The organism is Bartonella sp. AA126HLJHH (assembly GCF_042197425.1).
Classification (GTDB): domain Bacteria; phylum Pseudomonadota; class Alphaproteobacteria; order Rhizobiales; family Rhizobiaceae; genus Bartonella.
Genome location: NZ_JBHIRU010000145.1, coordinates 1 through 547, shown reverse-complemented (window position 1 = coordinate 547; position 547 = coordinate 1). Strand labels below are relative to the sequence as shown.

1 protein-coding gene is annotated in these 547 nt (G+C 40.2%); it reads left to right on the top strand.

Annotated features, from left to right (window positions below; translation table 11 throughout):
• Positions 1-453 (top strand): hypothetical protein (locus ACFIQC_RS10225; RefSeq protein ID WP_375707168.1); only part of this gene is annotated, 453 nt, incomplete at its 5' end.
• Between the last annotated feature and the right edge of the window lie 94 nt (positions 454-547).

The window sequence follows — 547 nt, the reverse complement described above, 5'->3', positions numbered from 1 at the left end:
GGTAAAAAACTTTATCGCATTAAGGCGTTAAGAGATTTTGGTGATGTTAAAGCTGGTCAACTTGGTGGCTATATTGAATCTGAAGAAAATCTTTCCCATGATGGTAATTGCTGGGTTGGTGATCAAGCCATTGTTGTGAGCCCTGGTCGTGTTTACGAAAATGCGCAGGTTTATGGCAATGCGGGTGTTGGTGGTTTTGTATATGGTAATGCTCGCGTCTACGATTCAGCAAAGGTTTTTGCCAATGCCCATGTGTATGATAATGCCCATGTTTTCGATAGTGCAAAAATTGTAAGTAAAGTGCATGTTTATGAAAATGCCAATGCATGTGGCATGGCTATTGTTACTAAGAATATTTGTGGTGACACAATGAATAATGTTTATACAGAACGCCTTTCTCCTTATGGTGAAATTTGCTTTGTTATGTGTCGTCCTCATAGGAAAACAGCTTAAATAACGGCGCGGGCGCGGCGGGGGCGCCTCCTTATAACCATTTCATTTAAAAATTTGTTTGAATATTAGATTAGGGAGCTACCTATGACCACTA